28 protein-coding genes are annotated in these 25,972 nt (G+C 42.3%); 20 read left to right on the top strand and 8 right to left on the bottom strand.

Going from position 1 to position 25,972, the window contains the following annotated elements; genetic code table 11:
* Window positions 1–165: 165 nt before the first annotated feature.
* Genes pspA through I1A42_RS09195 form a run of 4 tightly spaced genes read left to right on the top strand, consistent with a single transcriptional unit; the run spans window position 166 to window position 2,058 of the window.
* A complete protein-coding gene (gene pspA / locus I1A42_RS09210) occupies window positions 166–846 on the top strand; it encodes a phage shock protein PspA (RefSeq protein ID WP_196123291.1) in 681 nt (226 codons plus the stop codon).
* A gap of 9 nt (window positions 847–855) precedes the next feature.
* Entirely contained in the window at window positions 856–1,089 is a 234-nt protein-coding gene (gene pspB, locus I1A42_RS09205; RefSeq protein ID WP_161157656.1) for an envelope stress response membrane protein PspB, read from the top strand.
* Window positions 1,082–1,462, top strand: a complete 381-nt coding sequence (pspC, locus tag I1A42_RS09200) for an envelope stress response membrane protein PspC (RefSeq protein WP_196123290.1) — start codon at window positions 1,082–1,084, stop codon at window positions 1,460–1,462. Before pspB ends, pspC begins: the two co-directional genes overlap by 8 nt.
* A gap of 17 nt (window positions 1,463–1,479) precedes the next feature.
* The gene (locus I1A42_RS09195; protein ID WP_196123289.1) at window positions 1,480–2,058 is read left to right on the top strand and encodes a DNA-3-methyladenine glycosylase I; all 579 of its coding nucleotides are present in this window, start codon (window positions 1,480–1,482) and stop codon (window positions 2,056–2,058) included.
* A 428-nt stretch (window positions 2,059–2,486) separates the two neighbouring features.
* On the opposite strand, the gene I1A42_RS09190 is transcribed toward I1A42_RS09195, so the two are convergent.
* Together I1A42_RS09190 and cls are read right to left on the bottom strand one after the other, a co-directional pair.
* A complete protein-coding gene (locus I1A42_RS09190) occupies window positions 2,487–3,674 on the bottom strand; it encodes a cystathionine beta-lyase (RefSeq protein ID WP_196123288.1) in 1,188 nt (395 codons plus the stop codon).
* 75 nt (window positions 3,675–3,749) lie between these two features.
* The gene (cls, locus tag I1A42_RS09185) at window positions 3,750–5,204 is read right to left on the bottom strand and encodes a cardiolipin synthase (RefSeq protein WP_196123287.1); all 1,455 of its coding nucleotides are present in this window, start codon (window positions 5,202–5,204) and stop codon (window positions 3,750–3,752) included.
* A gap of 433 nt (window positions 5,205–5,637) precedes the next feature.
* Between cls and I1A42_RS09180 the strand changes: the two genes are divergently transcribed.
* The 5 genes from I1A42_RS09180 to I1A42_RS09160 all read left to right on the top strand — a co-directional run bounded on the left by I1A42_RS09180 (window position 5,638) and on the right by I1A42_RS09160 (window position 10,460).
* Window positions 5,638–6,972 carry a sodium-dependent transporter gene (locus tag I1A42_RS09180; RefSeq protein WP_161157651.1) on the top strand — a complete coding sequence of 445 codons (1,335 nt, stop codon included), beginning with the start codon at window positions 5,638–5,640 and terminating at the stop codon, window positions 6,970–6,972.
* Between the two features lie 158 nt (window positions 6,973–7,130).
* On the top strand, window positions 7,131–7,829 hold the full coding sequence (locus tag I1A42_RS09175; RefSeq protein WP_196123286.1) for a TIGR01621 family pseudouridine synthase: 699 nt from the start codon (window positions 7,131–7,133) through the stop codon (window positions 7,827–7,829).
* A 57-nt stretch (window positions 7,830–7,886) separates the two neighbouring features.
* Entirely contained in the window at window positions 7,887–8,822 is a 936-nt protein-coding gene (locus tag I1A42_RS09170) for a class I SAM-dependent methyltransferase (RefSeq protein ID WP_196123811.1), read from the top strand.
* Window positions 8,823–9,128: 306 nt separating this feature from the next.
* Window positions 9,129–9,740, top strand: coding sequence for a hypothetical protein (locus I1A42_RS09165; RefSeq protein ID WP_196123285.1), 612 nt, complete (start codon window positions 9,129–9,131; stop codon window positions 9,738–9,740).
* A 51-nt stretch (window positions 9,741–9,791) separates the two neighbouring features.
* Window positions 9,792–10,460, top strand: a complete 669-nt coding sequence (locus I1A42_RS09160; protein WP_196123284.1) for an adenosylcobinamide amidohydrolase — start codon at window positions 9,792–9,794, stop codon at window positions 10,458–10,460.
* Here I1A42_RS09160 and I1A42_RS09155 read toward each other — a convergent pair.
* Window positions 10,449–11,621 (bottom strand): ABC transporter substrate-binding protein, encoded by a 1,173-nt coding sequence (locus tag I1A42_RS09155; protein WP_196123283.1) that lies wholly within the window; start codon window positions 11,619–11,621, stop codon window positions 10,449–10,451. The two genes, I1A42_RS09160 and I1A42_RS09155, sit on opposite strands and share 12 nt — an antisense overlap.
* Window positions 11,622–11,794: 173 nt before the next feature.
* Window positions 11,795–12,226 (bottom strand): META domain-containing protein, encoded by a 432-nt coding sequence (locus tag I1A42_RS09150; RefSeq protein WP_196123282.1) that lies wholly within the window; start codon window positions 12,224–12,226, stop codon window positions 11,795–11,797.
* A gap of 155 nt (window positions 12,227–12,381) precedes the next feature.
* Here I1A42_RS09150 and I1A42_RS09145 point away from each other — a divergent pair, with 155 nt between their 5' ends.
* Window positions 12,382–12,630 carry a DUF1289 domain-containing protein gene (locus tag I1A42_RS09145; RefSeq protein WP_161158148.1) on the top strand — a complete coding sequence of 83 codons (249 nt, stop codon included), beginning with the start codon at window positions 12,382–12,384 and terminating at the stop codon, window positions 12,628–12,630.
* Between the two features lie 117 nt (window positions 12,631–12,747).
* Here I1A42_RS09145 and I1A42_RS09140 read toward each other — a convergent pair whose 3' ends face one another.
* The 3 genes from I1A42_RS09140 to I1A42_RS09130 form a co-directional block, all read right to left on the bottom strand.
* A complete protein-coding gene (locus I1A42_RS09140; RefSeq protein WP_161158149.1) occupies window positions 12,748–12,966 on the bottom strand; it encodes a hypothetical protein in 219 nt (72 codons plus the stop codon).
* A 482-nt stretch (window positions 12,967–13,448) separates the two neighbouring features.
* Window positions 13,449–14,705, bottom strand: coding sequence for an aromatic amino acid transport family protein (locus I1A42_RS09135; RefSeq protein WP_196123281.1), 1,257 nt, complete (start codon window positions 14,703–14,705; stop codon window positions 13,449–13,451).
* Between the two features lie 374 nt (window positions 14,706–15,079).
* A complete protein-coding gene (locus tag I1A42_RS09130) occupies window positions 15,080–16,282 on the bottom strand; it encodes a DEAD/DEAH box helicase (RefSeq protein ID WP_196123280.1) in 1,203 nt (400 codons plus the stop codon).
* 281 nt (window positions 16,283–16,563) lie between these two features.
* Between I1A42_RS09130 and rhaB the strand changes: the two genes are divergently transcribed.
* From rhaB to I1A42_RS09085, 9 genes are all read left to right on the top strand, one after another.
* The gene (gene rhaB / locus I1A42_RS09125; protein WP_196123279.1) at window positions 16,564–18,003 is read left to right on the top strand and encodes a rhamnulokinase; all 1,440 of its coding nucleotides are present in this window, start codon (window positions 16,564–16,566) and stop codon (window positions 18,001–18,003) included.
* Window positions 18,004–18,016: 13 nt separating this feature from the next.
* Complete coding sequence (locus I1A42_RS09120; protein WP_196123278.1) at window positions 18,017–19,276, top strand: L-rhamnose isomerase; 1,260 nt, start codon at window positions 18,017–18,019, stop codon at window positions 19,274–19,276.
* Between the two features lie 94 nt (window positions 19,277–19,370).
* Window positions 19,371–20,399, top strand: a complete 1,029-nt coding sequence (locus I1A42_RS09115; RefSeq protein ID WP_161158154.1) for an L-rhamnose/proton symporter RhaT — start codon at window positions 19,371–19,373, stop codon at window positions 20,397–20,399.
* Between the two features lie 12 nt (window positions 20,400–20,411).
* Entirely contained in the window at window positions 20,412–20,726 is a 315-nt protein-coding gene (gene rhaM / locus I1A42_RS09110; protein ID WP_161158155.1) for an L-rhamnose mutarotase, read from the top strand.
* A complete protein-coding gene (rhaD, locus tag I1A42_RS09105) occupies window positions 20,723–21,526 on the top strand; it encodes a rhamnulose-1-phosphate aldolase (RefSeq protein ID WP_196123277.1) in 804 nt (267 codons plus the stop codon). Before rhaM ends, rhaD begins: the two co-directional genes overlap by 4 nt.
* A gap of 223 nt (window positions 21,527–21,749) precedes the next feature.
* Window positions 21,750–22,559 carry a helix-turn-helix domain-containing protein gene (locus I1A42_RS09100; RefSeq protein ID WP_196123276.1) on the top strand — a complete coding sequence of 270 codons (810 nt, stop codon included), beginning with the start codon at window positions 21,750–21,752 and terminating at the stop codon, window positions 22,557–22,559.
* 334 nt (window positions 22,560–22,893) lie between these two features.
* On the top strand, window positions 22,894–23,871 hold the full coding sequence (locus I1A42_RS09095) for a calcium/sodium antiporter (protein ID WP_196123275.1): 978 nt from the start codon (window positions 22,894–22,896) through the stop codon (window positions 23,869–23,871).
* Window positions 23,872–23,979: 108 nt separating this feature from the next.
* Window positions 23,980–24,312 carry a hypothetical protein gene (locus tag I1A42_RS09090; RefSeq protein ID WP_196123274.1) on the top strand — a complete coding sequence of 111 codons (333 nt, stop codon included), beginning with the start codon at window positions 23,980–23,982 and terminating at the stop codon, window positions 24,310–24,312.
* 77 nt (window positions 24,313–24,389) lie between these two features.
* The gene (locus tag I1A42_RS09085) at window positions 24,390–24,944 is read left to right on the top strand and encodes a DUF3750 domain-containing protein (RefSeq protein WP_196123273.1); all 555 of its coding nucleotides are present in this window, start codon (window positions 24,390–24,392) and stop codon (window positions 24,942–24,944) included.
* 90 nt (window positions 24,945–25,034) lie between these two features.
* Here the strand turns inward: I1A42_RS09085 and cspE are convergent, their stop codons facing one another.
* Window positions 25,035–25,247, bottom strand: coding sequence for a transcription antiterminator/RNA stability regulator CspE (gene cspE / locus I1A42_RS09080; protein WP_161158160.1), 213 nt, complete (start codon window positions 25,245–25,247; stop codon window positions 25,035–25,037).
* A 531-nt stretch (window positions 25,248–25,778) separates the two neighbouring features.
* Between cspE and I1A42_RS09075 the strand changes: the two genes are divergently transcribed.
* Entirely contained in the window at window positions 25,779–25,937 is a 159-nt protein-coding gene (locus I1A42_RS09075; protein WP_161158161.1) for a hypothetical protein, read from the top strand.
* Window positions 25,938–25,972: the final 35 nt, after the last annotated feature.

Below are 25,972 nucleotides of genomic sequence, written 5' to 3'. Positions count from 1 at the left end.
TTATATGGTTAATTTGACCATTTAATGGTCAATTAAGTTACTAGCTATAGAGAGAAATACAAGTAGTAGTTTTTAATACATTGATTTTATGATGATTTTATTATTGGCACATAACTTGATTGTTCTTTGTTCGATTGTTTCATAAACCTGTCAGAGGGCCGTATTATGGGTATTTTTTCTCGTTTCGCCGACATAGTGAATTCCAATATCAGTGCATTGCTGGATAAAGCAGAAGATCCTGAAAAAATGATTCGTTTGATTATTCAAGAAATGGAAGACACGCTGGTTGAAGTGCGGACACATTCAGCACGATCAATCGCTGATAAAAAAGAGTTGCAACGTAAAGTTGATAATGTGGCCACTCAGATTGAACAATGGCAAGAAAAAGCATGCTTGGCATTGTCGAAGCAGCGTGAAGATCTTGCACGTGGTGCACTTATTGAGAAGCAGAAACTGGAAGAAGTATTAAAAGGATTAAAAAACGAATATACGCTCGTCGAGGATAATATTGATAAATTGACCAGTGAAATTAGTAAATTAGAGAGTAAAATCACTGAGACTCGGGCGAAGCAACAGGCGCTCATCGTTCGTAATCAAACGGCTCATAGTCGTCGCGATGTACAGAAGCATCTAACGGCCGAAAAGGCGCAAGCCACTATGGCTAAATTTGATCAATATTCACGACGAATAGACGAACTTGAAGCGGAAGCTGACCTTTATCATTCAACGGGCAAAAAAACGTTAGATCAAGAATTTGCAGAACTGCAAGCTCAAGATGAGATTGATAATGAACTGGCGAAACTCAAACAACAACTGAATAACAAACCAGCGCAACCAGGGGAATAGGGGATAGATATGGTGTCGGTATTTATGGTAGGTCCTTTGATGGTGTTCCTGTTAATTGTGGCGCCATTATGGCTATTTTTGCATTACCGCAGCAAACGTAATTTTAATGATGCGTTGAGCCATGAAGATTATGAACAGCTTCATCAACTAACAGATAAAGCTCGTCAACTGCAAACGCGGGTCGAAACACTAGAGCGAATTTTAGATGTAGAAACACCAAACTGGAGATCTCGTTATGAGTAGATCTTCACTGTATAGAGACTCTCGCCATGGAAAAATTGCTGGGGTTTGTGCTGGTGTCGCCAATTTCTTTGGTTTAGAGATATGGTTAGTACGTATTCTTGTCGTATCTGCAACGTTACTCGGCGGTGGTTTCTTAATTATTCTGCTCTATATTGCTTTGTCACTGATGTTAGAAAAACAGCCTTATGGTGAACCGATTTATGCTCAAGAGCACACCATTAAGAGTAAGCCTTGGGAGCAAGGGAAAACCGCAAAGCAATTACTGACAGCGATTGACGCTGATCTCATTGATGTGGAAAAAAAAGTACAAGAACTCGAAGCTTATCTCACCTCTGATGCTTATAAAGTGAATCGCGAGTTTAATAAACTGTAGTCAAAAGTGAGGTTTTCATGTCACAAGAATCAGCCTCGTCCTCGATATGCGCGTGGGCGATGAAACATCCGCTAGAACGCGAATATCACGACCAAGAATGGGGTAAACCAGTATTTGAAGACCAAACCTTGTTTGAATTTATTACCTTAGAAGGTGCTCAAGCTGGGTTAAGCTGGATTACGGTGTTAAAAAAACGCGAAGGTTATCGACAAGCGTTTAAAGATTATGATTTAACTGTATTAGCGGCTATGGGTGAGGCAGATATCGATTCGATTATTGCTCACTATGATGTGATAAAGCATCGCCTTAAAATTGCTTCCGTATTTACTAATGCAAAAGCGGCTTTATCTTTACAACAGGAATTTGGTTCACTGGCTAATGCCTTATGGCAATTCGTTGATGGTGAACCCGTTGTCAATCAGTGGACCACAATGGAACAAGTACCTGCCTCTACTGATGTTTCGAAACAGATGAGCAAGTTTTTAAAAAAACGCGGCTTTAAGTTTGTGGGCGAAACCATCTGTTATTCTCTCATGCAAGCAACTGGCATGGTCAATGACCATTTAGTGGGCTGTCCATGTAAGCACCGTGAATAGTAGCGATATTCGTTAAGGTACTGAGTCAACGAGGCTCTCTTCGTTGCGAGGTAGGGAGCTAGTGTTAAGACAGGTTCAGCCTAAGTTGAAAATCGTCGAGTATTAAAAATAGCGCCCATGTAGGGCGCTATTTTTATGTATACCCAAGTAACCTCAAGATGCTGTTTCAGCGAGAATGTATTCGCTCTTAGGCAAGGCACTGATTTGAAGACATAGTCATTCTACGTTGAAAATCAGTAACACCGCCTAGGAGCGAATACAACTCGCCCTTTGGGAGCTCATCAACAAACCTATTTCTACGCCCAATCACGTTAAAAGGGAATGACCATTCCTGCCGTGATTGAGCTTGACCTAGGCTCGTTGATGAAGCTCTGAATCCTGCATCTTGAGGTCATTTGGGTATATAGATGAAGTGATATTACTGGTCTTTATGCGAGCGCAGCATTGTATGCCGCGAAGCCTTTTTCTAGATCCGCTTTCAAATCATCAAGGTCTTCTAAACCAACGTGAATACGTAGTAACGTACCTTCAAAGTTTGGATTAGATAGTGTACGCAGCGCGTTAAAACTACTTGGTTCATTGGCAAGAATCAGACTTTCGAAACCACCCCAAGAATAGCCCATACTGAAATGTTCAACGGTATCTAACAGTGCTGTCGTCGCTTTTGGATCGCTTTGTTTTAAAACGATCGAGAACAGACCATTGGCACCTTTAAAGTCGCGTTTGAAGAACTCGTGCCCTGGGCAACTTTCAAGACCTGGATGACGAACATGGTCCACTTCAGGACGCTCAGCTAACCATTGTGCTAACTCTAAACTGCTTTTTCCGTGTTGCTGTAAGCGAACACCTAACGTGCGGATGCCGCGTAGAGCAAGGTAAGCATCATCAGGAGATACACACTGACCCATTAAGTAGCTTTGTTCACGTAGTTGATCCCAGTATTTTTCACTCGCGACAGCCGTACCAAGCATGACATCTGAGTGACCAACAATGTATTTGGTTGCTGCTTGGATAGAGATATCGACACCGTGGGCGAATGGGTCAAAGTTCACACCGGCAGCCCATGTGTTATCGAGCATGACAATAACATCGTGTTCGTGTGCAATAGCGGCTAGTGCGGGAACATCTTGCACTTCCATCGTGATAGAGCCAGGAGATTCAGTAAATAATACTTTTGTGTTTGGCTGGATGAGGTCGCGAATGCCTTCACCTACCAATGGGTCATAGTAAGTGGTCTCTACACCTAATTTTTTCAGCATGATTTCACAGAAATCACGGGTTGGTTCGTAGCAAGTGTCGACCATTAGAATGTGGTCACCAGCACTAACAAAAGAAAGAATTGTGTTAGTGATCGCGGCTGCACCACATGGGAAAAGTGCGCAACCCGCGCCGCCTTCAAGCTCTGTCATTGCTTCTTGCAAAGCAAAGTGAGTCGTTGTGCCACGACGTCCATAAAATAGGGTCTTGTTTGCGCGGTTTACGGTGGCGTGTTTTTTCTCTGCTACTGTGTTGAACACAACGGTAGACGCACGCTGTACAGGCGGGTTGACTACACCGTTAGTCCATTTTTTATTGCGGCCTGCGGTGACGAACTGAGTCTTTTTGCCTTCTGACATTTGCGATCCTTGTCTGATAAATAAGTGAAAATAATGAACATTTAAAACATGGTGTCGCCAGACATGCAAGTCCAATTACAATAATGGGCTAAATAGATAGAAGAGGCGCTCCAAAAAACGGTGGCCCAAAGAGCGAGTACGCCACTTGGAATACTCGATTTGATGCGATTGTTTAATGTATTCTTGTTGTTGACGATAGAGTTCTTGGGTAAAACTTTTATCGTCAACCGCTAACGTCAGTTCAAAATTGAGCCACAGGCTACGCATATCAATATTGACGGTCCCAATTAAACAAAACTTTTGATCAATAACGACTGATTTTGTATGCAGTAATCCACCGTTGAACTCATGAATGGTCGCTCCCGCATCAAGCAGCTCACCGTAAAATGAGCGAGATGCCCATTTGACCATAAATGAATCATTTTTTTCAGGCAGAATAATATCGACAGAGACGCCTCGTTGGGCGGTCATTTTTAGTGTCGCTAATAAATCTGCACTCGGGACAAAATAAGGTGTGGTAATGCACACTGATGTTTTTGCCTGATGCATCGCCAAAGTAAGCACTTGGGAGATCAAATTTTCTGGCATACCTGGACCCGATGGCACCACTTGAATTGGGTGGTGGGGATCGCTCGGGCCAATTAAACATTCTGGTGTTTTGGGTAAGCGACGTTCACCTGTTTCAAACTCCCAATCCCAAGCATGAATCGCGGCAAGCACATTTACAGCAGGGCCTGTCATTCTGACCATGACATCTATCCATTGCCCAACTCCAGAATCTTGCTTGAAGTAAGCTGGGTCAACCATGTTCATAGACCCTGTATACGCAATTTTGTCATCGATAACAATGATTTTTCTGTGCTGACGTAGATCCAAACGGTTTAAGAAAATGCGCCAAGGGCTGACCTGCATCTGTTCAATTAGGCGAATTCCTGCATCGCGCATCATGTCTACCCAATGACTGCGAAAGAAGCGAGCACTGCCTGCTGAATCAAGTAGTAATTTAACTTCAACGCCCCGCTTGGCTGCTCGAATTAATGCAGATGCTACGGCATCGGTCAATCCTCCCGGGTGCCAGATATAAAAAACCATATGGATAGTACTCGTCGAAGATTCAATGTCATGAATGATCGAGTAGAGGATGTCATTGGGGGAATTATGTAACGTCAGATGATTCCCACTTAGTGCCGGAATCCCCATGCGGTGAGTACAAAGCTCATCGATTTTTTTTATATGGGCGCCCATGCCTTGGGGCAAGTGAGCTTGGCAATCTGAGAGCGAACGAAACCACTCTTCGAAAGGTGCAAACATGACTTTGGCTCGTTCGCCTCTTTTACGTCCAAGATTCAGTTCGCCAAATAGGAAGTAACAAAACACCCCTACAATCGGCAAAATATAGATAATCATTAGCCATGATAATGAAACACTAACCGCTTTGCGTTTAAGAACGACGCGTAATGTTACACCGGCAACGAGTAGCCAATAGATGGCGATTCCGACCAAAGTCAGTATGTGATAAATCTTATCCATGCATTCCGATGTTCATGTGAGTCCAAACTAGGATAGTAAATCCAATACTATAGTAGAGGAAGACTACCGTGAGTATATCAACTTACGCCAGTTTCAGTATTTAGGTTGTGATACTGAGTTGAAATAGCTACTGATACTGGGTGAGTATGGAGTAGGTTGACTATATTTTTGCACCAAATAATGTGTTTGCTAAAAAGGCTAAGTGCAATGTTTGATATCGGTAATGTGTAAAAATCCAGCGATTAAACTGTCTTTTGTGGATATAAACAGAAAAATATAAAGAGTGGGCTTCCAATTCTATCGACTAACTGTTCTACTTACCACCTACGGAGTGCGACTCCTTTTTAATTAAGGTGTAAAAAATAGTATACACTTAAAATTTCAGCACTCTCATCCACTTTTACTTACAAACACAACCTATTTGGTAACACTTATGGCAAGTAGTTCGAGAAGCCAATTTTCTTCAAGATTTGGTTTTATAATGGCAGCTGCAGGATCGGCTGTTGGTCTGGGAAATGTATGGGGATTCCCCACTCAGGCAGCCAGTAACGGCGGTGCAGTGTTTTTATTTGTTTATCTTATCATGGTCTTTTTGTTAGCGTTTCCGATGTTGGTCGCTGAGCTGACTATTGGTCGCTATGGTCAATCGAACGCGATTCGTTCATTTAGAAGTGCATGGCCTAAAGGTAAAGCCTTTGCGATTGTTCTCGGAATTGGTGGACTGATCGTCGTGTCATTGATCCTAAGCTTTTACTCAATCGTTGCTGGCTGGTTGATGGGATCATTCGCAGATAGTTCATTGAACTTGGTGGGCTTGGCGGATAAAAGCCATTGGCTAACGACATTTGGTACTGAACGTAACTTAGTATTAATGGTTATTTTCATGCTGCTGACCATGCATGTGGTTCGCAGTGGTGTCGCTGATGGTATTGAGAAATGGTCCACGCGTTTAATGCCACTGCTGTTTGTATTATTTGGTTTACTGACTGTGTACATTTTCACTCAAGACGGTTCGCTTGAAGGGTTAAAAATGTATTTAGTTCCAGATTTCTCGCATTTGACGCCTGAGTTGGTGGTCAGTGCAATGGGGCAGGCCTTCTTCTCGTTGTCACTGGGTGTCTGTGTCATGACTACGTATGGCTCTTACTTACAAAAAGACACCAACATTCCTAAAACGGCTGCTCAAGTGGCATTGATCGATACAGGTGTTGCTTTTATCGCAGGCTTGGTGGTTCTCCCTGCAATGTTTGTCGCTAAACATCATGGTGTACAAATTTTCTCAGATAGCGGCACACTTTTAAACTCAGACACGCTCGTGTTTACCGTACTGCCTGCGCTGTTCGATACGATGGGAGAGATGGGGGCTGTGGTCGGCGCAGTTTTCTTCTTACTGATGATTATCGCAGCATTAACATCGTCAATTTCGATGCTTGAGGTGCCAGTTTCTTGTGCGACTGAAGAGTTAAAGATCAGTCGGAATAAAGCAGTGTTACTTATTGGTGGGGTCGTGATTATTGCATCAGCAGCGATTGTGACTAACTTTAACCTGCTATTTGGTTTCGTGGTTAATTTCACAACGGTCTATTCACAGCCAATTATCGCATTATTAATTACGTTAATAGTGGGGTGGATTTGGAACCGCAACCAGATTTTAACTGAGCTAAAACAAGGCTACCCAGAAATCGAAAAAAGTTTGTTCTGGAAGATTTGGCCAACATACGTTCGTGTTGTTTGTCCAATTTTGATGTTGTTGGTATTTTTCGCTTAACGGTAAGTAGAGCGACACAAATCCAAAAGCTGTCTGACAAGGCAGCTTTTTTTGCTCTTGGCTGTGGTGCATCATGCAGTCAAACGAACATTAGCATGTGCTGTCTCGCATATTGCGATCATTTGGGTATAATTGGCGCGCTGTTATTAAGAGGTTCTATGTTCGATATTATTTATACCCATAGCGATTTTATCGTTATCAATAAACATCCAGGCGTCTCAGTTCATAAAGACGACGGTGACGTTATGCTCATGCAAGAAGTAGCGAAGTACACCGGCGATAAAAAGCTCTATTTGGTACATCGTCTCGATAAAATGACCTCTGGTATTCTTTTGTTGGCTCGCTCTTCAACTGCGGCAAGTGAGTTAGCACAGCAGTTTGCTAATCGTGAAATTCAAAAGTTCTATCTAGCGATTGGTAGTAAAAAGCCGAAGAAGAAACAGGGATTAGTGAAAGGTGATATGGAGCGTTCACGTCGCTCAAGTTGGAAGTTAAGTGCCTCTCACAATAACCCCGCGATTACACAGTTTTTTTCTTTGGCCGCTGATAATGGTCAGCGCCTGTTTTTATGTAAACCTCATACCGGTAAGACACATCAAATTCGCGTTGCACTGAAATCAGTCGGATCTGCCATTGTAGGCGACCCCATTTATAACCCTGCGAGTGATGCTGAACGCGGTTACCTTCATGCTTTTGCCATCCGTTTTGTGTATCAAAACCAGCCGTTATCTTTCATTTGTGATCCAAGAGAGTTTGCTCAATGTGGTCAATTGTGGCATCAAAGTGTGGTCAATGAGGGGCTTAATCAGTGGCTAACACCATGGGATTTACCCTGGCCTCAAATCAAAAACGCCTAAACGTATTTATTTAATAAAGGAACACCTATGCACGATCTGCCTCATACCGACGAAGGCATGCAGACTAGCGCCTTACCGACTTTTTTTGCTCATATTACGCAGCAACTGGGAGAGGCTCCTGACGAAGTTCGTCGTTTATTCCACGGGCGTGGTCGTTGTTGGCCTGGTTTAGAACAACTAACCTGTGATTGGTTGCAAGGTCAGTTAGTCGTTAGCTTGTTTAAAGCCGTAGATGAGGATTTTTCCGCACAACTCATCGCAGGGCTTGAACAGTTTGCTCAAAGTGATATTTGGTTACAACGTAATGGGATGGCAATTTTATTACAACATCGCTATGCCAATGGAGCGCCATCTCAAGTCGTGGTGGGTGAGCTTGATTCGCGTCCAGTAGTGATTGAGTCGGGATTAAAATATCAACTCGACTTAGGCCGTAATCAAAATATGGGCCTGTTTTTGGATATGCGCTTAGGCCGTGACTGGGTAAAAGCGCATGCGCAAGACGCCAATGTATTAAACCTCTTTTCATATACGTGTGGATTTTCTGTGGCAGCAATTGCTGGTGGCGCAGACCAAGTCATTAATATCGACATGGCAAAATCATCCTTAGCAAAAGGTCGTGATAACCATCAACTCAATGAGCATAATTTGGCGCAGGTGAAGTTTTGGGGACATGATATTTTTAAATCGTGGGGTAAGATTACTAAATCGGGACCTTATGATTTAATTATCATTGATCCACCCTCGTTCCAAAAAGGCAGTTTTGCCCTGACGAAAGACTACCAAAAAATTCTACGCCGTTTACCAAAGTTACTGAGTGAGAATGGGGTTGTGTTGGCTTGTGTTAACTCTCCGGCAGTCACTTGCGATTTCCTCATTGATGGAATGAAAGAGCAAGCCCCCGAGCTTTTATTTCAATACCGTCTTGAGAACCCACCGGAATATAAAGATATTGATGAGCAAGCTTCTTTGAAGGCGCTGGTATTTAGTCGATAAAACATTAGCACTCAATGATTAAGATGTTAACCGAGGTTGCAGGGAACGTGATCTCGGTTAATGGTTCTAAATTGAAAGTTATACTAAGAAATAAATTCTTGCATAAAACGTTATGAGTTTTACTGGTGAATAATTAATTTTTATTTATTATAAATTAATAGGTTAAATTATTTTAATTATCAAAATAAAAAATTTAATTAAATGGATGCGTATTTTTATTATTTTTCCTGTCTATCGCTTTGTTTAAATTGATATAAAATTAAGTCATAATTTCATTATCGCTTGTTTAAACATGAGAGTAGCCGAATGGGAAGCAATGCTAAACGCAAGATTGATGCACTTCAGAAGGAAGTGGATGAAAACGTATCTGCAGCGAAAGATTTGATACATTTTCTTGAGTCTGAAACGTTCGCTATTATTCATGAGGTTCTTGATGATATATTTCAAGAAACGATAGAGTTAAACCTAGACAAAATTGAACCGAGAAATCAATCTGTTGTTGATAAGATAAGTCATATTTACCATGACTTAGAAAGTTCGTTACAAGAAGATATCAACCAATCAATTTATGATTACCCCTCATGGGGACTAGGTAAAAGTGATTCTCTAGAAGAAAAATTATCTCTATTTAATCAGTTAGAAAATTTTAAAGAAACAGATACCTTAACCATTCATCATAACATTATTTTGCACGGTGTGGATATCATATATTCTTATTTGGAACAGCTTGATCTTATTCTTCCATTTAGAAAAGAATTTAATATTACCGATGACTGTGCCAACTTGTTGATTTCTTTATCTGGAACACTGGCTAAAATCCGTATTCTTTCTTATCAATTAAATGAGAATTATGGCTTGAGCAAAGATAAAGAAAGTAAACAAATCGCCGAAGAAATCTTTCATATTATCCAAAAGTAAACCCTAATTTGGGTATAATGCCCTTTAATTAAGGGACGTTTGGGATTTTGCATGTTTTCAGTAGGCTCAATAGAAGATGACAATTATTTGGTATTACTTCCATCTCATCGATGCACTGTGCTTAGTTCAGCAGTGTTAAATGGTGGACTCACTGAAGCAAATTCTTTTCTCAATTTGAAAGTCGGTAAACAGACCCCTCCTCCTTGGCTTCCACCTGAAGAAACGCTGCAATGTAAAGCGACCGAACTGTTATTACCACCGAATACGATCGGAATGATGACAGCAGCTTCAATGGCATCACTTGGCTACTCAAAGCAGATGACTGATACGCTTACGGTGGAATGCTGGGTCACATCAGGGTTGAGTAATACCCGTAGAGTCGGAGATATTGCTGATGAAACCCCTGTGGCTGGCACCATCAACATCTTATTAGCTATCCATCAACCCTTAACGCCAGCAGCACTCGTTGAAGCCATGATGTTATTGACCGAAGCTAAAGTGACGGTTATCCGTGATTTGGGGATTGTCAGCCCGATTTCAACGCTACCAGCGAGTGGTACGGGAACAGATAGCCACGCCGTCTTTTGCCCGGTGCAGCCTGCGACCTATTCGTACTGTGGTAAACATACCAAGTTGGGGGAGTTAATTGGTAAGTCCGTTATTGAAGCATGTCAATTAAGTCTTGAGCATTCGTTATCTTGGTCGCCTTCATTCGTCTAATAATGTTTTATTGTAACGCTTCATCCAAGCTTTGCTCAGCGCTTGATCCCATGTTGGGTCGGGCATATGCACAGCGTTATAGACCGGCATGTTTTTAATTGAGCCAGTAAGAAATTCAGAGCGAATGACTGGCGGATCTCCCCATATACTGACTAACCCCTTGCGACTTTGAGCTTCTGGACTTAGCAGAAAATTGATGGCGACTAATGCTCCCGCTGTATTGGTAGATTGTTGCGGAATAGCGAGAAAGTGCATATTGGTGAGTGAGCCAGTTTTCATTCCGTAACCTCGGGCCGAGAAGGGAAGTTGCCCTTTTTCTTGGGCAGAATAAAGCATATTGGCTCCATAAGTCGGTATCAAATCGATCTCTTCTTTATTAAACAGTGCGTGAAGCTGAGAAATATCTGCTGGGAACTTACGGCCCTGAGCCCAAGAGTAATGATGCAACTCATCTAGGTAATCCCACAAGGGCTGTGTCACCTTAGCAAAGGTATTGGAGGATACTGGCTCTCGCAATTCGGGGGCATAACCTGTCAGTTCGATAAGGATCGATTGTAGCATTAGACTGCCCATAAAATAGGGCGGTTTTGGATAAGTGACTCTGCCTGGAAATGCCTTGGCATAGCTGAGTAATTGTCGGTAGTTCTCCGGAGGATTGTAGAGTTGATTTTGATTATAGATAAAACTGAGCTGCGCAACCCCCCAAGGGGCTTCTAGACCTAAAGTATTTTCGGAACCGTCGGTATCGAACGGGAGATTGGGGTTAATATAACTCCAGTTGGGTAAATCTTCAGTAAATGGCCCATATAAAAGAGCGTGGCTTTTCAGTTGATGGAAATAACGTCCGCTAAGCCAGACTAAATCGATCGGTGTTCTTGCACTTTTTACTAAGTTTTTATTGTGTCTAACCAAATCGATGATTTGATCTAAGGTTGTCACATAATGGGGCTCGAGCGTAATTTGATAACGCTGCTTCAGAGTCGGAATTGCCCATTCAAGGTAGTTTTTAGCACCGGCACTGCCAGCCCAAAGGTACATATGAACAGTGTGTTGCTGTGCTGATTTCTCAATTTCTTTCCAAGAACGAGCCTGCGCGACCATACTGAACAAGATGGCCATCAAACTTATGACAGTTAGAGCTCGTTGAATAATTGAGTGCACCAATCGATCCTACATATGAATGCCGTTAATTAACATTAATAGTATTAGCTAGTCATGTAAGTCGCTAGTTTAGAAGGTGGTATTTGTGACAAGCAATGGAGTGTTCGTGTCTGGTTATTTGAGGATAAATAGGATACCTAGCTCGAGAAGGTGCTAGGTATCGTAGAATGCCGTTACTTGGCCATTTTATACGTTAGCGTGTGGGCACTATTTTTTAGAGTTAGCGTGTCTTTGTTTAATGACAGTTTGTTCCACTCACTTAAACTTTGCTGCACGATAGTTTCACTATCCATCACATCGCCGAGGCAAAGTTTCATGGTTAAGGCTAACTTTTCAATGCGGAATTTGCTGTCTTCTACTAAACCTTGACCAAAGAAATTGTTGCAACCAGCATTACCGCTTGCGGTCATCTTGTCGCCAATTTGAAGAAATGGAGTTGGAGATTGGGCGTCGGTTTTAACTGCTTTGTCGTCGATTTTTACCAATTCCCAGCGGTGACTTTGTAAATCTTCACTTGTGACGGGTTTTTCTTTATGGCTTGCACAACCCGCCAAAACGATAGCGCTAACCGTTGCGGCAAGTAATGACTTTGAACTAAGCTTCATTATATTTACTCCAAATACAGGAACTCTGACAAGTATACTGAATGCATTCGTCAAATTGTCAGTGTATCGTTATTCAATTTGTTTTTCATGACTAGCCGTTCATGAAACAGACAGAACTTATCCAGATAAGATAGTGCTTAAGAGCAGGTCATAGGATGGAACAGTTAGAATTTTTTACAGTCCCCAGTCCATGTGTTGGTATCTGTACAGTCGATGAGAAAGGGTATTGCAAAGGGTGTATGCGTAAACGAGACGAGCGATTTACTTGGCTCCAAATGACTCCTACGCAGCAGCTCCACGTGATCAAGCTCTGTCAGCAACGTTATCGACGCAAAATGGCGCAAGGAAAACGTCAACTCGAGCAAACTAACGAAACTCTTAATCCACAACAAGATTTGTTTTAAAAATTTGGGAGAGATTCAAGTTTTTAGCAGGATGTGGTGTGGGAGGGACAGTACAAGAGGGGAGACCGTTACGACGGTGTAACGGCCATTACATTTTATTCTCACTAACTTACAGGTTTATTTCGCATTCCAGCGATCACTTACCCAACCACCGATTTTTTCATCAAAATGGACACCGGCGAATTGAGCTTTAGGCTCACTGAATTGAACTTTTTGTTCTGGATTCGTCATTATGTGATAGATGTAATCGGCCATTGGGTCAGAATGAGGGGTTTGTGCTCTTGTTGCCACTTCTTTAATCATTTGAAGACGATAAGTTTTGCTTGCGCGTTTCATTTCATTAACCTCCACATTGGCTCAGACGACTACGTGAAAAGTTAGATCTATCAGCGTTGAAGGTCAACACAGGCATACCTGTATATTTTCTAATGTGAACTGGCGACAAAGTAGTCGTTAAGGGCGGTTATTTAGGCAGTTTCAGATTACTTTTTTGTCAATATTACTATTAATAGAGGGTGTTATCTCACCAAATAAGTGAGTGAATGTAAGGAATGTGCACATTAATAGTGCATTTGGGGTGATATTTTAGCTTTGTAGCTATTACAAACAAGTAACATTTTGTGCCCAAAGTAACAAGACTTTACTGCAATTGAATGAATAAAATTGAGTATAGTACGACATTTATATCGCAACGTTGCTGTGAAATCGTGAATCAGAAGCACTCTGGAAGAGCGTTACACGGAGAATCCATATAGTGATGTTATGTTGTTACTAAGCAGATTTCCCTCTCGTGATACAGAAAGGGAAATCTACCCGAGTTATTTCAGCATGGTATAAAGAATCGCTGAGACAGCTAACGCTCCCGTTAACAAAATAAAGTAGGTACTTAAATGGCGACGATATTTGCTCATTGCCGGAACTTTATATACCGCTAACATGGGCATTAAGAATAGAATCATCGCGATAACTGGCCCTGAAAATGCTTCCATCATACCTAAAATACTTGGGTTAAAAACCGCACAAGCCCAGATAGAAACAAATAGGATAGCAATACAGAGTTTGTCTGCAGCACGAGCAGAAATGTGACAATGTTTAATGATCAAACCGTTTAGGCTCTCGCGAGCGCCTAAAAAGTGACCCAAGAACGATGAGGTAATTGCGACAAAAGCAACGAGAGGACCGAGGTTGGCAATAAATGGATTGTCGGTCACGTTAGCCAGGTAAGTGAGCACCGATATGTTTTGTGCTTTGGCTTGGGCTAGCTCTGCTGGTGTTAATGCAAAAATACATGAAAACACAAACAACAGTACAAAGGCGATGAGTAGCACACTGGTGTTACGTAATATTTGTTCTGATTTTTCGATCGCTCGCTCTCGGTAATGACGACGCTGCACGTTAGCAAAGCTAGAAATGGCAGCAGCATGACTAAATGAGAACACAACCACTGGAATGGCTAACCAGACTGTCGATCCAAACGTATCCAATGATGGCATCGAGAGCATAGGAGCGTGCCAATAGGGGATCAAATATAGGGATAGTACCAATAAGGTTGCGGCAAGGGGATAAACCATAGCCGCAAACACGCGTAGGATAATCTTTTCGCCACCAAGCATGATTGCAATTAATGTGAAAACGAGTGCGCCAGAAAGTAACCAACGAGCCGGTGAGGCCATATTCGCTTGGTGGACAAGGAAACTATCAACGGTATTGGTTAAACCTACGCCGTAGATGAGTAGAATTGGAAATATGGATAAAAAGTAAAGCCAAGAGATTAAGCGGCCAGCTTTTGTGCCAAAGTGCTCATCAACGACATCCGTAAAGTCAGTGGGCTCATTTTTAGAGGATAAAACAAAACGGGCTAAGCCTCTGTGTGCAAAGTAAGTCATCGGGAATGCAATGACCGCCATGATGATGAGTGGCCAGAACCCACCAATACCAAGATTGATGGGTAAAAATAAGATGCCTGCTCCGACAGCAGTGCCGAATAAACTCAGTAGCCAATGAGTATCATGTTTAGTCCATGATCTGTTTTGTAGTGAAATGCTAATTTTTTGTAATTCTTGAGTGTCTTTCACTGAAATACCGCATGATGTGAAATTTAATGTCGAAAATAATACGCTTATCAGAATAATTGATCACATTAGCATACTAGTGCTAATCACTGGTTATAAAAACAAACGATAGTTATATTAACTGTGTTGTGTTTTATTTGTGGTTATTAAATCTATTATTTAATTATAATTTGGAGTTTTAAACTAAATTTTTGTTACTTTTTAGTTTGATGGTTTAATGTTCAACGAAAGGTAGGCTGTTTGTTCTGTGGGCAAGAATGTTGAACGGACGTCGATTCGTCCATTTAAAAAGGCAGAGTTAAGCTTAACTCTGCCTCGAGTGACAGCGACTGAAAAGTTATCTGCGTTAGGTAGGGATAACTCTTCAATCGTGTACGTTATTGATCATGTTGCTCTTTGGTACGTTTGTGTTTAGGTACGTAGTTCAGAATAGAAATGGGCACTGGTTTACGCGGGGTAAATCCTTCAACTTCACGGCGTTCAATGAAATGTCCAAGTCGACTTTCAATCATGCATAGGTTTTTAAAGTCATCTTTCGATACCAGAGAAATGGCTTCACCTGTGGCCGTAGCACGACCTGTTCGACCGATACGGTGAACGTAATCATCTGCCGGGAAAGGTAAATCGTAGTTAATGACGCGCTCTAGGTTATCAATATCAATACCACGAGCACCGACACCTGTTGCGACCAAAAACGGAATCTCGCCCACTTTAAATTGCTCAAGCAGTCGATTACGAATTTCTTGGCTACGACCGCTGTGAAATGCTTCGGCGTAGATACCACGTTTTTCTAATTGTGTTACCAGCTTAGCGGCCCCTTTTTTCGTTTCAATAAAAATAAGCGCCTGCTTCCATTCGTTTTCTTTAATTAGGTGGCTTAACAGCGAAGATTTTTGATCTTTATCGACCGTAATCAGCCATTGCGCAGTGTTCGCTTTAGATGCGGCTTTAGCGGCAATACTAATTTCGAAGGCATCATTAACGGCAGATTTGGCAAGATCGCGGACTTTGTTAGACAGCGTTGCAGAAAAGAGCAGTTGTTGAACGTCTTCTGGGACACGATCTAAAATCTTATTAATGTCGTCGATAAAGCCCATGTCGAGCATTCGATCAGCTTCATCAAGTACAAGATATTCAATTTCTTCAAAATGTACGGCATGTTTGCCATACAAATCTAATAAACGACCAGGCGTCGCAACCAATACATCCACACCATCAATCAACGCTTCTCGTTGCGGCTTATCGTCCACGCCACCGAATACTGCCAATCCTTTTAATTGGGTAAATAGTGCATAGTCACTGATACTTTTTTCTACCTGCACAGCGAGCTCGCGAGTAGGAACCAAAATTAGCGCTCGGATGCGCTTTTTACGCTGAGTCGTCGCTTCACGCAAACGTTCGATAATCGGCAATAAATAACTTGCCGTTTTACCTGTACCAGTTTGTGCGGCCGCAATTAAATTACGACCTTCCAAAATCACAGGGATCGATTGATTTTGAATATGGGTCGGTTTTTGGTAATTCAGTGCACGTAGTGCCTGAATAATGGGTTGGCTTAATCCAAGTTGTTCAAAAGACATCAAATTACTCTAGAAACAGTCCGAAGTGTCGGCAATAAATAGACCGTAACTATAACACATTTGCCGACAAGGCTCGGTTATTTTGCCTAGGTACGAATGATCAACTTAGCCTTTGGTTAAGGTGATGAAGGAGGGGCATCGAACAAATTCGGAAATTTTGAAGCGCAACAGCGCTATCTTAAAAATTTGGCCTCGAGCAAAACACGCCGGGCAGATTTGTTAAGTTTTTGACTGAAAACATTGGCTTTAATAACACTCATGATGAATGAGGACGAACGCCAATGAAAACAGTGATAGCAATTGATTTAGGTGCATCAAGTGGTCGAGTAATGGCCGGGCATCTCGATGAAGGGCGCATTCGTTTAGAAGAAGCGCACCGATTTTCAAACCAACAAGTACAGCGCGATGGACACAGCTGCTGGGACTTGTATTCAATTTTAGAAGAGATCAAAGTCGGGATTAATCGCGTTGTCGCGACATATCATGATGTCTGTTCATTAGGTATCGATACTTGGGGGGTCGACTTTGTCTTGCTCGACCAATACGGTACACACTTAGGTAACTTTGTCAGTTATCGAGACGCGAGAACTCAAGGGGTTCAACAAACCCTGCAACAAGAAAATCACTTTTCACCTCAAGACATATACACCATCAGTGGTATTCAGTTTTTGCCTTTTAACACGATTTATCAGTTAAAGGCGATCGCTGATGAACGCCCAGTATGGTTTGACCAAATTGATACGCTGCTCTTTGTTCCGGATTACCTCAACTACAAGTTATGCGGAGTGAAGCACTGTGAATATACCAACGCATCAACCAGCCAGTTACTCGATTGCCAAGATAAAACTTGGAACAGCACATTAGTCAAAGCATGTGGGGCGAACCTCAATTGGTTCTTACCACCTAAAATGCCTAACCGCATGATTGGTCAATATCAGCACGGAGACATCCAAATTCCCGTGTGTTCCGTTGCCAGTCACGACACAGCCTCTGCGGTCGCCGCTACTCCGCTGTCATCTGAATCTTGTGCGTATTTAAGTTCTGGCACTTGGTCTTTGATTGGGGTGGAAAGCCAAACGCCATGTCTAAATGAAAAGGCCTTTGAGTATAACCTGACAAATGAGGGTGGTGTGGATGGACGTTATCGCATCTTAAAAAACATCATGGGTTTGTGGCTAATCCAGAGAATTAAAGCAGAAAATCCATCATTGGCTTTTAGTGATGTCAAATTGCTCGCGCAAAACGCCACGCCATTTGAGTTTATCTGTAATCCAAATGATGATTCGTTTCTCAACCCTAACTCCATGACAGAAGCCATTGTGCAGTGGTTCACTACTCGAGATCTGCCTGCACCGACTAGCCTAGCCCAGATTGTGCGTTGTATTTACGACAGTTTAGCGTTGGCTTATAGCGCTGGATTACATCAACTGTCTGGTGCACTAGAACGCCCCATTGAAGCACTACGTATTGTGGGTGGAGGCACCCAAGATCATTTCCTTAACCAATTGTGCGCTGATGTGTGCCAAATCCCTGTTGTCACTGAGCCTACCGAGGCATCCGCTTTGGGGAATGTGATGAACCAATTTATTGCTCTCGATGCAATCTCTTGCCTTGAAGAAGGCCGACAAATCATCGAAGCATGCTCTGATGTGAAACATTATCAACCTTCTCACATTGAAGGTTTAGAACAAATAAAAGCGCAGTTTGCACTGCTCAAATAAGAAGGTAACAACCATGAAAGATGAACAAATTACTGCGGCATATCGCCAAGCTCAGCAACGTTATCAGGCACTTGGTGTAGATACAGAGGAGGCACTGAAAAAACTCGCTCAAACGGCTATCTCAATGCACTGCTGGCAGGGGGATGATGTGAAAGGGTTTGAATCACCTGATATCGCACTTAGCGGTGGTATTCAAGCCACTGGTAATTATCCGGGTGCTGCAACCACACCATCTCAATTGCGGGCTGATATGGAAAAAGCGTTTGAATTCATTCCGGGTAAAAAGCGGATGAATTTACATGCCATTTACCTAGATACCGATGAAAAGGTTGAACGAGATCAGATTGAACCCAAACATTTTGCTTCGTGGGTCGAGTGGGCCAAAGAGCAAAATATTGGCTTAGATTTTAACCCAACGCTCTTTTCTCACCCTCTGGCTGATGATGGTTTTACGTTATCTCACCCAGATGAAAAAGTACGTCGTTTCTGGATTGATCACGTAAAAGCATGTCGCAAAATCTCTGCGTACTTTGGTAAAGAGTTAGGCACGCCTTCGGTCATGAACATCTGGATACCTGACGGCATGAAAGATCAAACTATAGACCGCCTTGCTCCTCGCGAACGTTTGATCAGCGCACTTGACGAAGCAATCGCTGAAAAGGTTGATCCTAACTATCACCTTGATGCAGTCGAAAGTAAATTGTTTGGGATTGGTGCAGAAGCCTACACCGTTGGTAGTAACGAATTTTATCTCGGTTATGCCGCCACTCGTGGTACAGCACTGTGTTTGGATGCTGGCCACTTTCATCCAACAGAAGTCATCAGTGACAAAATTTCTGCATGTTCTCTCTATGTTCAGCACTTGTTGCTGCATGTCACTCGCCCGGTTCGTTGGGATTCTGACCATGTGGTCTCATTTGACGATGAAACCCAATCTATTATGCGTGAAATTGTGCGTAATGACTTACAAGACAGAGTGTCAATTGGCTTAGACTTCTTTGATGCCTCTATTAACAGAATTGCAGCTTGGGTTATTGGTACCCGTAATGCACAAAAAGCCCTATTGAAAGCCTATCTGGAACCTTATCAACAATTGCAGCAAGCAGAGCAGGCGTTTGATTATACCACTCGACTCGCTCTTCTCGAGGAAGCCCATTCAATGCCGTGGAACGCAGTATGGGATTACTTCTGCCAAATCAATGATGTACCTGTCGGTCAAGCGTGGCTTCCTCTGGTAAAAGATTACGAAGCAACCGTACTGGCAGCGCGTTAATCCAGTCAAAAAAATAATAAGAAACACTCGTCTTCCTCGCCTTATTGAGACAGGGGAAGGCGGGAATACCCTACATATAATAAGGAAAAATTTTATGTCTGTTATCGCTGGTATAGGTTGGCATATGGTAGGCGCTGCATCCGCAGCCGCTTTCTATGCACCTTATAAAAAAGTTCAAGGTTGGTCTTGGGAATTAATGTGGTCAATTGGTGGTGTGTTTTCTTGGGTCTTGATGCCTTGGCTCGTCACCATGATGTTAGTGCCGAACCTGGGAGAGTTTTACTCCCATATCCCGAACTCGACGTTTGCGATGCTGATCTTTTGCGGAGCGATGTGGGGAATTGGCAACATCACATATGGATTGACCATGCGCTATCTCGGTATGTCAATGGGGATTGGGATCGCTATCGGATTGAACTTAGCTGTGGGGACCTTGTTACCCCCATTTTTGAAGGGGCAATTAGGGGCGCTTATTGAATCCGCTGGCGGTTCTTTAACCATGATAGGCATTGCGGTTGCGTTGGTCGGTATCGCAGTTGTGGCCTATGCCGGAAATGAAAAAGAAAAAGTGATGGGAGAACGAGCCGAAGAATTCAACCTCAAAAAAGGGATCATTTTAGCCATTATATGCGGCATTTTCTCAGCAGGGTTTGCTTTTGGCTTAAATGCTGCGGGTCCAATCAAAGCGCAATCTGAAGCGTTGGGTATCAATTATCTTTATGTAGCGATGCCTGCATATGGCTTCATCATGGGCGGCGGTGCCATTGTTAATTTCTTGTTCTGTGCTTACAACATCTTGCATAAAAAAGAGATTTCAGTTCGCCATGATTTAACACTTGGACGTTCTCTTCTCGCTCGCAACCTACTGTTCACTGCAATGGGCGGCATCATGTGGTACTTGCAGTTCTTCTTCTATGGGTGGGGTGAAGCATCCGTGCCAGCTCGCCTAGATTACATTAACTGGATGTTGCACATGTCTTGTTATGTCTTATTCGGCGGCATTATCGGTTTGATCATGGCGGAATGGAAAGGAGTAGGCACTCGTCCTGTCCGTATTCTAATCGCTGGACTATTGGTCATTATCGGTGCTGCCAACATTGTGGGCTTGGGCATGGCGCAGTAAGGAGATAATACAATGATTCGCAAAACATTTGTTATGTACGTTAATCCAGATTGCCATCAAGAATATCAACGTCGTCACGCAGAATTATGGAAAGGAATGAAAGACGTATTAAAAAGCCATGGCGGACACAATTACTCGATTCATTTATTTGCTGAACAGAATTTACTGTTTGGTTACGTGGAAATAGAAAGCGAAGCGCAATGGGAAGCGGTGAGTGACACGAAAATCTGCCGAGAATGGTGGGATTATATGCAAGATGTCATGGCGACTAACGCCGATAACTCACCCGTATGCAAACCATTAACAGAGGTGTTTTATTTAAAATGAGTATTCTTAATCAAGCGGTTCAAAATGAAATAGATAAGGTGCAAGAGGTATCGCAATGCCTTTGGCAACGTGAATGGGCTGAACGTAATGGTGGCAATATTTCTGTTGATTTAACCGATATTTATGGTCCGGTTGGTGATACCAGTACCTTGGTGGAAAAAGATCTGCCATTACAATTACCGATTTCAGCGGCACAACGGATTTATTTCGTTAAAGGGACTGGACAACGTATTCGTGAGTTACGAGACCCTTCATATGCAGGTTGTGTTTTACAACTTAATAAGAAGGCTAATGGTTATAAAATTCTATGGGGAGGTAACGCATCCGTTTCTTTTGCTCCTACTTCTGAATTTATTAGCCATATAAAGATACTAGAAGCTAAACGCGCTAGCGGTGCGACAGATAAATCTGTGGTACATACGCACCCGCTGGAACTTATCGCGTTATCGCACCATCCCGACATTTCTTCTAGCAGTGAGCTTTTTACCCAAACTTGTTGGAAAATGTTGCCTGAAGTACGGGCTTTTGTACCGCGAGGTGTCGGGATGATTCCTTATTGTTTGCCATCTTCTGAAGAGCTAGCTGACCGTACAACCGCATCGTTATTAGAGAATAATGTTGCGGTCTGGGAAAAACACGGTGCGACAGCATCGGGCGAAGATGTTCTGCAAGCGTTTGACTTTATTGATGTCGCGAACAAGGGAGCAAAACTTTATCTTATGTGCCTTGCATCAGGTTATGAGCCTGAAGGGGTAACAAAAGAAAATATGGAAATCCTGAAACGAGAATTTAACCTATAATTTGTGACACTGATAAAAGATTAAAAACGGCGAGTATGTACACTCGCTGTTTCTATTTAACTTATTGATTTTTAGTTGATTATGCTCATGCTTTAAATAGGTTAGTGACCCTGTTAACAAACTAAAACATTGATCAAATGGATGGTTTTATACTGAGAAGGAACTCTCAGCTTAATAAAAACAAAAGGTCACAATATAGGAGGGATAAAGACGAGGAATTAGCATGTTATATCTAACTTATGATGAATATGTTGGAAATGAGAGTAATATCCGAGTTTTGGGGCGTAAGCCTCAAGTGGATTACCCTGAGCATTGCCATGATTTTTCAGAACTTGTCTTAGTTTGCCATGGTAGTGGCACCCATATTGTAAATGGTCAGCAAAGCCTTTTATTGCCAAATAGCATCTGTTGTGTAAGTGAAAGAGACTATCATCAATATTTGGATACGAAAGATGTCCATTTAGTTAATGTGCTATATAGCAAATCGAATTTGAATATCCATTCATGCTGCGTTGATGTAATTAAAAAACTAGAGAGTGAACAGAATAATTTTTTAATTACTCAATCTGCTTTTCAGCCGATTTTTAATTTGGCGCTAGCCATAGAAAAAGAGCAAAACAATCAGAGAAAAAATACCAAAGTCATGGTGAATTTATTATTTGAGCAACTTCTGTTGTGTATTGAAAGGCTAGATAGCCGCGTTACAGAAAACTCACCGGTTATCAATGCGTTGGTATATTTAGCTAATCATTATGCGGATCCTGATTTGTCTGTTGCTATTGTGTGTGAGCAGTTTAAAGTAACACCAAAAGCGTTAGCAAAAGAAATTTCTCAATTGACAGGAATGTCCACCAACCGTTTTATCAATCACTTACGGATTCGTCATGCGATAGGGCGCTTACGTCAAGGTGAGAGTGTCACCAGCGTCGCTTTTGAGTGTGGTTATACAGATAGCAATTACTTCAGCTCAAAATTTAAAACGGTGACAGGGATAAATCCAAGTGCGTTTCGTAAACAAACATTGGTGAATTGATCTGACTTTATGCTAGATGTCATAAAAATTTCTTTTATCACTCAGTAATAGCCTGATATTTAGCTTGGTATCGTTGCTATACCTTTGCTTAGAGGTTGAACGATATTAGGTTGATAAACAGAATAAATTGTCAGTGATGATGTTGAATTGATTTCAACGTTGTATTCCTTCAGCCCCTTATCTATAATCGCCTTCCTCAAGACCAACAATCTGACATTGCATTTATGTTGATGTAAAACGCAGTCTTCTTGAATCTTGGATAACGTTATGTCCTTTCGCCTTGTGCTTCATTTTATGATGACGTTAAACCATTACGATAAGAAGAGAAGTACGAATGTTGCTATCGATACTCGCCATTATTTTTGGCTTTGTTTTGTTGGTCTGGAGTGCAGACAAATTTGTTGAAAGCGCTTCAGCTACCGCGTTTCATGCAGGTATGCCCCCATTATTGATCGGTATGGTCATTGTTGGCTTTGGCACCTCTGCACCCGAAATGGTGGTGTCGGCGATGGCTGCGATGGAAGGTTCTCCAGCATTGGCGTTGGGCAATGCGTTGGGCTCAAACGTGGTTAATATCAGTTTAGTGCTTGGCTTAGCTGCGATGATTGCCCCTTTGTCTGTGCAATCTAAAATCGTCAAAAAAGAACTGCCTTTATTGCTCATTATTTCTATTGTGTTAGGTGCTATGCTTTGGAATAGCACGCTTTCACAGGTAGAAGCATGGCTATTGCTAGGTGGATTTTTCTGCTTTGTATTTTGGTCAATCTATCGTGGTATGAAAGGTGATGCTAGCGATCTTGAGCCAGAAGCCATTGATGAAATCAAATCGAATACGATGAGCACAAAAACCGCCATTATTTGGTTGGTTGTGAGTTTGCTGATTTTGATGGGAAGTTCGCGCCTGTTGGTGTGGGGCTCCGTCGATATTGCGCATGCGTTAGGTGTCAGTGATTTAATTATCGGTTTAACCGTTGTGGCATTAGGCACATCGTTACCAGAGTTAGCCGCGACTATTATTGCCGCGAAAAAAGGCGAACATGATATCGCTTTAGGTAATATTATTGGCTCAAACATGTTTAACATTTTGGCGGTAATTGGTATTGCAGGGGTGATTAAACCTGTTGAAAACATTGGTGGAGAGATTTTCTGGCGTGACTGGATGACAATGCTGGTGGTTACCATTGTTTTGTTTGCGGCAGCCATTGGTTTTAAAGGCAAAAATGGTCGTATCACTCGCTGGGAAGGCGCGATCCTATTGTTGTTTTACATTGGGTATAACACCTACCTCATTTCAAATGTGATTCAAGCTTAACAACGAGCGATTCGATTAGAATCATATTGAGATAAAACCCCACTCCGGTGGGGTTTTATCGTTATCAGTAGTGAGTCATAATGGGTACCCGTATTATAAGGAGGCGTTATGACATCACTTTTCGACTATATTGCTGCAGTGAAATCACAGCCTTCCTCAGTCTTTATTTCTACCGTTGAGCACAATGCGGTTGATGACTCTGATGGTGACGTACCTGAAGAAGAATCTTGGTATCGATTTACCAACGGCGCGTTGATTCGTCAACAAGTCGAATTTGATGAACCCGTTAATGATGATCAAGTATGCCAAGAATGTTGGATCAGTTACGAAGTCATGGAACAGCCGCAGTCTGCCGATATTACCCCGCGTAAGAAGATCTTTACTAATCGTTGCCAAGAAACATTTTGGATCAAAATGAATCGCCAACGCCAATCTCAATAGTTGCATATCCATTGAGGTCATTTGGGTATAGAGTGTTAATTCCAGCTTGTAATGGTTTAGATATTCAGGGAGGAACAATGCACAAATATAATTTACTCATCTTATGTCGCCGCTTTTTGATTGTTGGATTTACGATATTAATTGCCGCGTGTAGTAACGATGGTTGGAAAACGGCAAGCCGTGAACCGGCTGGAATCGCGCTTTCTCCTTCAGAACACCAAGAAGCTGTGATTGAAGTCTATGGCGCAGATACATACGGCTGGCGTGGTTGGTTTGCTATTCATACTTGGATTGCCGTTAAGCCAGAAAAAGCGGCAGAATATACTGTTTATGAAGTGGTTGGTTGGCGCCTCAAACGAGGTTTGCCGGCTCTTCATCATTATCAAACATCAACGCCGGACCGCTTTTGGTATGGGTCTAAACCTAAAAAATTACTCGAGCTTCGAGGGCAGAAAGCGGCGCAATTAATCCCACAAATAGAATCTCAGGCAGAACATTATCCGTGGGCTGAACAGTACACGTTATTTCCGGGTCCCAATAGCAATACGTTTCCAGCATGGATAGCTAAGCAGATTCCTGATTTAGGTCTAGATTTGCCGTTTAGTGCGATAGGTAGCGGTTATGCGGACTAACCTAATGATGGGGGTTAGAGTGAAAATGAAAGGGCTGACGTTAACCATCAGCCCTGATATAAAATCTGTCGATCGAATGATGTCGATGGATTACAGTGGAGTGACTTCGCTAGCTTGAAGCCCTTTAGGGCCATCTTCAACTACAAAGCTAACTTTTTGGCCTTCTGACAAGGTTTTAAAACCATCAGATACGATAGCGCGGAAGTGAACAAATACGTCTTTTCCACCATTATCCTGAGCAATAAAACCAAATCCTTTTGTTTCGTTAAACCACTTAACGGAACCTGTCACTTTCTCTGACATGTCTAACCTCTGTTAATAACTTCCTAAATAAACACTTATACCCATCGAGTACCATTCGACTGGGCATATATGACTCTTGGCAGGGTATTAATGTGGAACGAAGCAGAAGGTTATTGTCGACGTAAGACATTGCACAGCAACGAAATTGACAGGAACTTTTACCCGATTAAAACATTAACAGCTCTGTAAGAGCCTTAATTCACTATACTCGCCTTTCATCGAATAGCGAGTATTAATACGCAAAAAGTGGCATTGTTTGTGATCAAATTGTTATTTCAATCACACCCATAGTGAGAATATGAAAATGAACAATTATTTATCAGACCTATTTGGTGATTTGTTCACTACGCTTACGAGCAAGAGACGGATGATGGCGTAGCGCCACACTTGATAGAGATACTCAGTTTAAGCAGTGAAGCTATGGGTCATTAGCTGATTTGTGTATCAAAGCTGTACCAAACCTTGACCATGATCTGACGAACCGAACTGCTATATCAGTACACTGATGGAAACGATTTGAGGAGATTGATTATGAAAATTCGTTATTTGTCACTGTTGGCAGCTTTATTGCTAGGCGGCTGTATTCTTCCTCCGCCAGCCGATCATCCCCATGCTCAGCCTGGTCCTCCTCACGCACAACCTGCGCCAGCAGCAGGACCGGGTGCCTGTGGCCCACAAAGACCTTGTTAAAACCCATTATCTGAATACTAAGCCCTTCGTAAAGA

The sequence above is a fragment of the Vibrio nitrifigilis genome (genome assembly GCF_015686695.1).
Lineage (GTDB): Bacteria > Pseudomonadota > Gammaproteobacteria > Enterobacterales > Vibrionaceae > Vibrio > Vibrio nitrifigilis.
Note: the sequence above shows the minus strand (reverse complement) of the source record. Positions and strands in the feature narration are given on the sequence as shown.

Excerpts from the sequence above, each read along its gene's own strand:
- pspA (WP_196123291.1), top strand. The coding sequence starts at position 166 with ATGGGTATTTTTTCTCGTTTCGCCGACATAGTGAATTCCAATATCAGT.
- pspB (WP_161157656.1), top strand. The coding sequence starts at position 856 with ATGGTGTCGGTATTTATGGTAGGTCCTTTGATGGTGTTCCTGTTAATT.
- pspC (WP_196123290.1), top strand. The coding sequence starts at position 1,082 with ATGAGTAGATCTTCACTGTATAGAGACTCTCGCCATGGAAAAATTGCT.
- I1A42_RS09195 (WP_196123289.1), top strand. The coding sequence starts at position 1,480 with ATGTCACAAGAATCAGCCTCGTCCTCGATATGCGCGTGGGCGATGAAA.
- I1A42_RS09190 (WP_196123288.1), bottom strand. The coding sequence starts at position 3,674 with ATGTCAGAAGGCAAAAAGACTCAGTTCGTCACCGCAGGCCGCAATAAA.
- cls (WP_196123287.1), bottom strand. The coding sequence starts at position 5,204 with ATGGATAAGATTTATCACATACTGACTTTGGTCGGAATCGCCATCTAT.
- I1A42_RS09180 (WP_161157651.1), top strand. The coding sequence starts at position 5,638 with ATGGCAAGTAGTTCGAGAAGCCAATTTTCTTCAAGATTTGGTTTTATA.
- I1A42_RS09175 (WP_196123286.1), top strand. The coding sequence starts at position 7,131 with ATGTTCGATATTATTTATACCCATAGCGATTTTATCGTTATCAATAAA.
- I1A42_RS09170 (WP_196123811.1), top strand. The coding sequence starts at position 7,887 with ATGCAGACTAGCGCCTTACCGACTTTTTTTGCTCATATTACGCAGCAA.
- I1A42_RS09165 (WP_196123285.1), top strand. The coding sequence starts at position 9,129 with ATGGGAAGCAATGCTAAACGCAAGATTGATGCACTTCAGAAGGAAGTG.
- I1A42_RS09160 (WP_196123284.1), top strand. The coding sequence starts at position 9,792 with ATGTTTTCAGTAGGCTCAATAGAAGATGACAATTATTTGGTATTACTT.
- I1A42_RS09150 (WP_196123282.1), bottom strand. The coding sequence starts at position 12,226 with ATGAAGCTTAGTTCAAAGTCATTACTTGCCGCAACGGTTAGCGCTATC.
- I1A42_RS09145 (WP_161158148.1), top strand. The coding sequence starts at position 12,382 with ATGGAACAGTTAGAATTTTTTACAGTCCCCAGTCCATGTGTTGGTATC.
- I1A42_RS09140 (WP_161158149.1), bottom strand. The coding sequence starts at position 12,966 with ATGAAACGCGCAAGCAAAACTTATCGTCTTCAAATGATTAAAGAAGTG.
- I1A42_RS09130 (WP_196123280.1), bottom strand. The coding sequence starts at position 16,282 with ATGTCTTTTGAACAACTTGGATTAAGCCAACCCATTATTCAGGCACTA.
- rhaB (WP_196123279.1), top strand. The coding sequence starts at position 16,564 with ATGAAAACAGTGATAGCAATTGATTTAGGTGCATCAAGTGGTCGAGTA.
- I1A42_RS09120 (WP_196123278.1), top strand. The coding sequence starts at position 18,017 with ATGAAAGATGAACAAATTACTGCGGCATATCGCCAAGCTCAGCAACGT.
- I1A42_RS09115 (WP_161158154.1), top strand. The coding sequence starts at position 19,371 with ATGTCTGTTATCGCTGGTATAGGTTGGCATATGGTAGGCGCTGCATCC.
- rhaM (WP_161158155.1), top strand. The coding sequence starts at position 20,412 with ATGATTCGCAAAACATTTGTTATGTACGTTAATCCAGATTGCCATCAA.
- rhaD (WP_196123277.1), top strand. The coding sequence starts at position 20,723 with ATGAGTATTCTTAATCAAGCGGTTCAAAATGAAATAGATAAGGTGCAA.
- I1A42_RS09100 (WP_196123276.1), top strand. The coding sequence starts at position 21,750 with ATGTTATATCTAACTTATGATGAATATGTTGGAAATGAGAGTAATATC.
- I1A42_RS09095 (WP_196123275.1), top strand. The coding sequence starts at position 22,894 with ATGTTGCTATCGATACTCGCCATTATTTTTGGCTTTGTTTTGTTGGTC.
- I1A42_RS09090 (WP_196123274.1), top strand. The coding sequence starts at position 23,980 with ATGACATCACTTTTCGACTATATTGCTGCAGTGAAATCACAGCCTTCC.
- I1A42_RS09085 (WP_196123273.1), top strand. The coding sequence starts at position 24,390 with ATGCACAAATATAATTTACTCATCTTATGTCGCCGCTTTTTGATTGTT.
- cspE (WP_161158160.1), bottom strand. The coding sequence starts at position 25,247 with ATGTCAGAGAAAGTGACAGGTTCCGTTAAGTGGTTTAACGAAACAAAA.
- I1A42_RS09075 (WP_161158161.1), top strand. The coding sequence starts at position 25,779 with ATGAAAATTCGTTATTTGTCACTGTTGGCAGCTTTATTGCTAGGCGGC.